General features: G+C 48.7%; 1 protein-coding gene. It reads left to right on the top strand.

The annotated features are described in order from the left end of the window. Positions 1 to 1,226, top strand: a 1,226-nt coding sequence (gene ppsA / locus B7Y67_RS18545; protein WP_293599896.1) for a phosphoenolpyruvate synthase, incomplete at both ends; no start/stop codon positions are given.

The following is a 1,226-nucleotide window of genomic DNA, read 5'->3' on the forward strand; positions in this document are numbered from 1 at the left end:
GAAGATGCCGATATTACTGAGTTAGCTAAATATGCTGTCATCATCGAGAAACACTACGGTCGCCCAATGGATATTGAGTGGGGTAAAGATGGTCAAGATGGCCGTATTTATATTCTGCAAGCACGTCCAGAGACAGTGAAGAGTCAGGCTGCTGGTCAGGTAGAAATGCGTTACAAACTCAAGGGCACTTCTAAGGTTCTAGCCAAAGGCCGTGCGATTGGTCAAAAGATTGGTGCGGGTCCAGTTCGCGTAATTCGTGATCCTAGCGAGATGGATCGTGTGCAGCCAGGCGACGTCTTGGTTGCTGACATGACTGACCCTAACTGGGAGCCGGTCATGAAACGCGCTTCCGCGATTGTGACTAATCGCGGTGGTCGTACTTGTCACGCAGCAATTATTGCTCGTGAGTTGGGTGTTCCAGCGGTGGTTGGTTGCGGTGATGCGACTGAGCATTTGCAAGACGGCATGATGGTGACGGTTTCTTGTGCTGAAGGCGACGAAGGTCATATTTATGATGGCTTGATTGAAACTGAAGTGACTGAAGTATCTCGTGGCGTATTGCCTGAGATCCCAGTTAAGATCACCATGAATATTGGTAATCCTCAGTTGGCATTTGATTTCTGCCAAATCCCAAATGCGGGTGTTGGCTTGGCCCGTCTTGAGTTCATCATCAATAACTACATTGGCGTACATCCACGTGCTGTATTGGAGTACCCAAACATTGATCCTGATCTCAAGCGTGCCGTTGAGAGCGTAGCTCGTGGCTATGCAAGCCCACGTCAGTTCTACGAAGATAAATTGGTTGAGGGTGTAGCAACGATTGCTGCTGCTTTCTATCCAAAACCAGTAATCGTTCGCTTGTCTGACTTTAAGTCAAACGAGTACAAAAAACTGATTGGCGGTTCACGCTATGAGCCGGATGAAGAGAATCCAATGCTGGGTTTCCGTGGCGCATCCCGTTACGTGTCAGCAGATTTCGGCGAAGCCTTTGCTTTAGAGTGCGCTGCAATGAAGCGTGTTCGTGAAGATATGGGCTTGGATAACGTTGAGATCATGGTGCCGTTTGTTCGTACCATCAAACAGGCTGAGCGCGTAATCGATATGATGGCCAAGTTTGGTCTCAAGCGCGGTGTCAATGGCTTGCGTCTGATCATGATGTGCGAGATTCCTTCTAACGCCATCTTGGCAGATCAATTCCTCGAGCATTTCGATGGATTCTCAATCGG

Source organism: Polynucleobacter sp. 35-46-11 (assembly GCF_002281105.1).